The 6,557-nt window shown below is 59.3% G+C and carries 7 protein-coding genes and 1 pseudogene; 6 read left to right on the forward strand and 2 right to left on the reverse strand.

Translation table 11 applies throughout. The features are described 5' to 3' along the window. Positions 1-19 precede the first annotated feature (19 nt). Entirely contained in the window at positions 20-1,039 is a 1,020-nt protein-coding gene (locus HPA01S_RS22845; protein ID WP_084360849.1) for an IS110 family RNA-guided transposase, read from the forward strand. A 264-nt stretch (positions 1,040-1,303) separates the two neighbouring features. Here HPA01S_RS22845 and HPA01S_RS19980 read toward each other — a convergent pair. Further along, positions 1,304-1,411: pseudogene (locus HPA01S_RS19980) on the reverse strand (transposase); the annotation flags it as partial. A gap of 374 nt (positions 1,412-1,785) precedes the next feature. Between HPA01S_RS19980 and HPA01S_RS23430 the strand changes: the two are divergent. Together HPA01S_RS23430 and HPA01S_RS19990 are read left to right on the forward strand one after the other, a co-directional pair. Continuing rightward, on the forward strand, positions 1,786-2,319 hold the full coding sequence (locus HPA01S_RS23430; RefSeq protein WP_174525308.1) for a hypothetical protein: 534 nt from the start codon (positions 1,786-1,788) through the stop codon (positions 2,317-2,319). A gap of 108 nt (positions 2,320-2,427) precedes the next feature. Beyond that, on the forward strand, positions 2,428-3,432 hold the full coding sequence (locus tag HPA01S_RS19990; RefSeq protein WP_066272831.1) for a DUF932 domain-containing protein: 1,005 nt from the start codon (positions 2,428-2,430) through the stop codon (positions 3,430-3,432). Positions 3,433-3,470: 38 nt separating this feature from the next. Here HPA01S_RS19990 and HPA01S_RS19995 read toward each other — a convergent pair whose 3' ends face one another. Then, positions 3,471-3,725: a helix-turn-helix domain-containing protein gene (locus HPA01S_RS19995; protein WP_066272833.1), complete on the reverse strand. Its 255-nt coding sequence runs from the start codon at positions 3,723-3,725 to the stop codon at positions 3,471-3,473. Positions 3,726-3,789: 64 nt separating this feature from the next. Between HPA01S_RS19995 and HPA01S_RS20000 the strand changes: the two genes are divergently transcribed. From HPA01S_RS20000 to HPA01S_RS20010, 3 genes are all read left to right on the forward strand, one after another. Next, on the forward strand, positions 3,790-4,155 hold the full coding sequence (locus HPA01S_RS20000; protein ID WP_066272835.1) for a hypothetical protein: 366 nt from the start codon (positions 3,790-3,792) through the stop codon (positions 4,153-4,155). Then, the gene (locus HPA01S_RS20005; RefSeq protein ID WP_157085108.1) at positions 4,152-5,165 is read left to right on the forward strand and encodes a hypothetical protein; all 1,014 of its coding nucleotides are present in this window, start codon (positions 4,152-4,154) and stop codon (positions 5,163-5,165) included. Before HPA01S_RS20000 ends, HPA01S_RS20005 begins: the two co-directional genes overlap by 4 nt. A gap of 375 nt (positions 5,166-5,540) precedes the next feature. Beyond that, the gene (locus HPA01S_RS20010) at positions 5,541-5,951 is read left to right on the forward strand and encodes an HU family DNA-binding protein (protein ID WP_066272838.1); all 411 of its coding nucleotides are present in this window, start codon (positions 5,541-5,543) and stop codon (positions 5,949-5,951) included. Positions 5,952-6,557 lie beyond the last annotated feature (606 nt).

The raw sequence follows: 6,557 nt of genomic DNA on the forward strand, positions 1-6,557 counted from the left end.
CCTTTCAAAGGAGAACATCATGACCGAGTGCTGCTTCCTTGCGATCGATCTGGCCAAGAATGTGTTTCAACTGCACGGCGCGGCCGCCGACGGTTCGGTGGTGTTTCGTCGGCGACTGATGCGGGATCAGCTCCCTGAATTCGTTGCCAAATTGCCCCCATGTGTGATCGCGATGGAGGCCTGTGCTTCAGCTCACCACTGGGCTCGTGAATTCAGACGCTTTGGGCACGACGTTCGGCTGATCAGCCCTCAGTTTGTTCGAACGTTTGTCAAAGGCAGCAAGAACGATGGAAACGATGCAGAGGCGATCTGCGAAGCCATGCAGCGCCCCAACATGCGATTCGTTCCCGTAAAGACCATCGAGCAACAAGATGTACAAGGTCTGCACCGGGTCCGATCGCGACTGGTCAGCGAGCGCACCGCATTGGTCTGTCAAATCCGCGGCCTCCTGGCCGAGCGCGGCATCGTGTTCGCCAAAGCCCTGACCCGAGTACGCAGAGAGGTTCCGGTGATCGCGCAGGACCTGAACAACCCTCTGACGCCTATCTTGCGAACGATGCTCGCCGAACTTATGGACGAACTCAGCGCACTTGACGTGCGCATCAAGGGATTTGACCGTCGTATTGATGCGGTCTTCCAAAGCAATGAAGCTTGCCAGCGCATTGCCCGTATCGAGGGTGTCGACACCAAGACCGCCAAGGCGTTTGTCGCAGCCATTGGGGATCCTCATGAGTTCAAGAATGGCCGACACTTCGCGGCATGGCTAGGTTTGGTCCCACGCCAGCGTTCCAGCGGCGACCGAAAGCTTCTCATGGGGATTACCAAGCGAGGGGACAAATACCTGCGAACCTTGCTTGTTCACGGAGCTCAAGCTGTTCTCAGAACCGCCCCCAAGAAGAATGATGCCAAGCATGCCTGGGCACTTGAGGTTGCTTCACGAAGAGGAGCACCTAAAGCCATCGTCGCGATTGCCAACAAGATGGCCCGAGTGATCTGGGTCCTGCTGGCCAAGAAGGAGGTCTATCGACCTGCAGTTTGATCAAGTTCTGTCAAGCGCGCTGTAGTTCATTGATGGCACATCGGTCGATCCGGCATCCAGGGCGCCTGAGTATTACATCGGCCTTGTCTTGACGGCCTGCCATTTGCCATTTGTTGAGGCCTGGATGCGCGGATTCCATCGGGGCGCCGACCTCGTCGTGACGCCGAATATATGTACGCAATCGACACGCATGTCTTCCATCAGTCCACAAACATCTCTCACCAACGGTTGCATCTAACCGGGAGTCCATATATGTAGTACGTCGGCATCGCTGATGCCGTGCTTCCTGCACGTCTCGGCGACCTTCGCGCCAAGCTCGACTTTCTTGAGAACGCCGACCATCTGCGCTTCACTGAATCTGGATTTCTTCATGTAGAGACTCCTGCTGAGGGAATTCTCTACTTCCAACTGGTTCAGGTTTTCGAGGGGACTTCAGATGGAGCCTAGTCAGCTGCCATTCGATACGCCGTCCGGCGCTGTTGCGCTGGTACCGCTCGCTCGGATGCTAAATTCTAGAATTTTTCAAACCCATATCACGGTACTGAGAGCCCCTGAAGCTCTCGCGCTGGAGCATCAGTTCCAGCGCCTTGTCCATCTCAAGGAGTCACCGTGTTTCCCCAACCCTCTCCCCTCGAAACGCTTTTCGCGTTCGGCATCGTCTTCTTGCTCGGTCTGATCTGGAGCCACCTCCAGAACCAGGCCTGCCGTACTTGCCCATCGCATGCTCCTGCGGAAGACCAGGCAGCATGACACGCGCATCCATCCTCGATTGCCCCCATTGCCGCAGTACCAGCGTCGCCACCTTGAACCATGGACGCAAGAGCGCCGTCATGCTCGGAGGCCTCGCCGGCGGCATCTACAGCGCCGCCACAGTCTGGCAAGGCGCGCGCATCGGCGCTGTGGTGGGTGCGCCAACGGGCCCCGCAGGAGCATTGCTGAGCGCCGTCGCGGGTGCCATGCTCGCAGCCCTGGCCGGTGCGGCCACCGGCTGCGCCGCTGGCGGTGTGGTGGGTGACCTGATCGACAACAAGGTCCTCAACAACTACCGTTGCGCGGACTGTGGCCACAGCTTCAGCCGGGCTTCAGCGACTCCGGTGGACCCGTCGCCCGACATGTCTCAGACGCATCCCCGATCCGAAGACTCTCACTCGGACCACCCGATGTTCTTCCCTCATCGAGGTCATGGCCCTCACTGGCTTCCTGAGGACTCCGAGGAGGAGCACCCCCACGGCGTCTACCACCCCTACATGCATCCCCACCATGCGGCTTGTCAGGGCTGACCTTCGCGTCTTGCTCTTCTCGTATTTCTCCTCCCATTCTCTTTCGCTTGCATACAACCCGGCCTCAGCCGGGTTTTTTTATGCCGCATTCCCTTTCAGGAGTTCCTCATGCACCTCGTACAAACCATGGCCTACGCCAACGAAACCCCCTGGCACGGCCTGGGCAACCGCCTTGGCCCCCATCAACCCCTGGACGTCTGGGCCAAGAGCGCCGGCATGGACTGGCGCATCGAAGAGTCCGAAGTCCGCTTCGTCTCCCACGATGCATCCGATGCCAAAGGCCTGGGCACCATCCACGCCTTCCCCCATCAGAAAGTCCTCTACCGCTCCGACACCAAGGCCCCGCTCTCCGTTGTCTCCAAGCGGTACCAGGTCGTGCAGCCCGGCGAGATCCTGGAGTTCTACCGTGACCTCACCGAAGTCGGCGGTTTTGAGTTGGAAACAGCTGGTGTGCTCAAGGAAGGTCGCAAGTTCTGGGCTCTGGCCCGCACGGGACAAAGCGCCACGCTCAAGGGCCGGGACGACGTGCACGGCTATCTGCTGCTGGCCACCGCCTGCGATGGCACCCTGGCGACGATCGCCCAGTTCACCTCGATCCGGGTGGTCTGCAACAACACACTGGCAATCGCGTTGGGGCAAGGACAGGGTGCGGTCAAGGTCCCGCACCGCAGCCAGTTCGACGCCCAGGCCGTCAAGCGCCAACTCGGTATTGCCATCTCATCCTGGGATGGCTTCATGAGCCGAATGAAGGCCCTGTCTGAGCGCCGGGTGACCAACGAGCAAGCCGAAGCGTTCTTCAAGCGCGTGCTGACCTACAACACCACAGGCGTCTCAGACCACGCCGACCGCACCAAAAACCCGGCGATCTCGGTGGCCACCGTAAACGACAGCGCTCTCAAGGCAGTCCAGGCGCTGTATGCCGGCAACGGTAAGGGCGCTGAATTGGCCTCAGCCGCTGGAACCGCCTGGGGTCTGGTCAACGGCGTCACGGAATACATCGATCACCACCGCCGTGCCCGCAGCGATGACCATCGCAGAGATGCGGCCTGGTTCGGTGTGGGAGCCATGCTCAAGCAGCGCGCCTGGGAGGAGGCGAACAAGCTGATCGCCTGAACGGCGGCAAAAAAAGAAGGAAGAAAAGACCGGCTGCCTCAGCGCTTCGCGCGCTTGGGCAGGGCCAGGATCTGGTCCACGAACTCGTGGGGATCGGCATCCAGCGCCCGCAGGATGTCCAGCAGCTCGATCACATCCAGGCGCCGCCGACCGGTCTCGTACTTCGAGACAAAGGTCTGTGTGCGGCGCATGCGATGCGCCACGTCCTGCTGCAACCAGCCTCGTTCCTTGCGCAGCGCCACCAACAGGGCAGCGATGTCCTGGTGGCGGGCGTCTTGGATGGGGGCTGGCATTCAAAAAATTCTAGATGCGCATTCAATAATCTAAATGCGCATATGATATTCATGGAGAAAGAAGATGTGTTTTTTCGTCTCGTGGTCGCTGGGAGCGCTGCTCTTGGCAATTGGAATCGTCATCGACATGCGTCGATTGGGCGCGACCCGGGTGGGCATTCCCGCCATTGCCTGGATCGGTTTGTCGGTGCTCATCGGGCCGATGGCCCTCGTGGCTTACCTCGTCAAGCGCCGCGGTGTGCGTCGGGCGCTCGTGGCCAGTGTTTGGCGGTTGGTTGGGGATAGTTCACACCCCTTGTCGGTGCGGTATGCGCGTCTTGACGCGCTGCATCGCATGGGGGTTGTTGGACCGTCCATTTATCTTTCTTGCCGGCGCGCGCTGCGGCAAGGTCTGATCATTCATCGCTCGAAGGAGGAGCAATTCAAATGAAAGAGAACCCCATGGAAAAGAAGGCCATTTCAAGCTGGAAGACGTCATCCCTGAAAGCCGGGATGGTGTTGGCTGCGTCAATCGTGTTGGCTGCCTGCGGCGGTGGCGGTGGCGGTGGCGGTGGCGGAAGTGGCGACGCCGTGCTGACTGGTCAGTTCCTGGATGCGGCGGTGGAGGGCTTGGGCTACTCCACACCCACGCAATCCGGCAAGACCGATGGTTCCGGTCGCTTCAAGTATGTGGCTGGCGAAACCGTTGCCTTCACGCTCTACGGTCAGCCGCTGTCTTCGTCCATTGGCTTCAGCACGTTGACGCCCAGTGATACGGGCGTGGAGGACACGGATCTCGACCAACTCGTGAATCAGCTCAGGTTTCTGCAGACGATCGATGCGGACAACGACCCGTCCAACGGGATCAGCCTGCCGATCTTCAGTGGTGTGTTCAACGTGGACTTTTCGCAACGTATCGAAGCCTTCGAGAACGACGCGGCGGTGCAGGCGTTTCTGACAGCTCATGCTAGCGGGCGACCTCTGGTGAGCGTACCGGATGTCATTGCGCACTTCAGCCAGAGCATCGGGCAGGTTGCGGGTGGAACTGTGGCGAGCTTTGCCGGCAAGACAGCGACCAGCGTGATCACCAACACGGCATGCATAAACAGCGTCCAGGCGCAGCAGCGCTACGCCTTTGGGCCAACCTCGGTCGCGCTGAGTGGCTCGGATGGGTTCGTCAACACTGGGGGCAACTGTGTTGTCAAACCCGATGCAAACGAAGTGGTCGCCTACAGCAGTTTGGTAGCAGATGAATTTCTGTCGTGTTTGCCCGACTGCGCATACAAGGACGTGAATGGTTTGAGGCATGGCCTGGATGGAGATGGGCGCACGGTGGTGGAGTTGAGTTGGCACACGCCGGGCACGAACAAGGTGCGCAACATCAAGCGCATCCTGCATGACCCGCTGTCGGGACATGCGGCCGCCTTGTCGACATTCAAGGAAACGCTCACGTTCGATTGACGAGGCCGTGTGAGGGGATGCGCGAAACGCGCATCCCCTGTGCTTGACGTCCGGTGGGCCTCCACGATCAGGGACTACTCAGACTTTCCGACTACCAACACTCGGTATTCCGCTGCTTTGAGAATGGACGAGGGCAATGTGGAAGCACTCCTGGCAGGCTTTACTGGCGAAGTGGCTGAAGCGACCGAAGTCGTGTGTGTCGAAGTTTGAGATCGGGAAGTGGTACCTCGACGTGATCGAGTTCATCGACATGTGTAAGGCGATTGGGGTTGAGACGCGAGTGGTCCTGGGCAAGGTCCCTCGCTAGTTGCACTGGCTTCCTACAATCGTGTTGCGCGCTTTGCGCATTCTCATCAATCGAAAGTCAGTACATCCATGGCAACTGCAAAGAAATCCATCGCTGCGAAGAAGGCTGTCGCGGCCCCCAAGGCTACAGTGGCTAAGAAGCCAGCTCCAAGCATGGCGCCCCTGAAGCCAATCAAGACGGCGTTCAACAAGACCACGCTTCAGGCTCATTTGGCTGAGATCGCTGGTGTCGAGCCGAAGGCCGCCAAAGCGGTGCTGGCTGCGCTGGAGGCCACGATCTTGGCCTCCATGAGCAAGAAGGGCCTCGGTGAGTTCACGCTGCCTGGTCTTCTCAAGATCACCGCGCAGGCGATCCCTGCGAAGAAGAAGCGCCGTGGTATCGACCCCTTCACAAAGGTCGAACGCGAGTTCGCAGCCAAACCAGCTTCTGTGCGCGTGAAGGTTCGCCCTCTGAAGAAGATCAAGGACGCATCTCTTTGAAGATCTCTGGGCGTTCGGCCGCAAGCTGAGCGCCCAGGTCAGGCGTGCTGTTTCGGCGGGCAAGCCGTGAATTGCACCGCCAAGTCAATCGTGTGGGCTCCAAGAGGCGGGTTTACGCGCTGATCGAATGTCTGTGCCAGACTGGCAATCGACATTCGCTTCTGAACAACGAATGTCGGCTGTAGCAGCAAGTAGCCATAGGGGCTAGCGGGGCACGGCCGACCGTTCTGCGTCCCGGACGAGGCGTTCGCATTGACCGTGCGCGTGGCCACCGCCATTGATTGCCTTCCTTGTTGATGCGAACTGGTCCCTGGTCTCGGCGCAGGCCCTAGGCGGGGTTTGTCTACCAGACTAGGCGCAGTCCAAGGATAGGCGGGGTTTGTCTACCGGACCAGGGGCAGTCCATGCACCTTAATAAGGTGTCTTTGAAACCGGCAGCAGCCCAACGCTCAACTTCAGCCTCTAAATTTGCACCAGGGATGCTTGAAGATTGCGTCATGTTTCCCACATCACCATATGCACAGCAAGCACTGCGCAATCTGCAATCAGGAGGTTCCAAGTGGGGCTCGGACTTGCTCGCACTGCGGTGCCGTCATAAAGTCTGAT

The sequence above is a fragment of the Hydrogenophaga palleronii NBRC 102513 genome, from assembly GCF_001571225.1.
Taxonomy (GTDB): domain Bacteria; phylum Pseudomonadota; class Gammaproteobacteria; order Burkholderiales; family Burkholderiaceae_C; genus Hydrogenophaga; species Hydrogenophaga palleronii.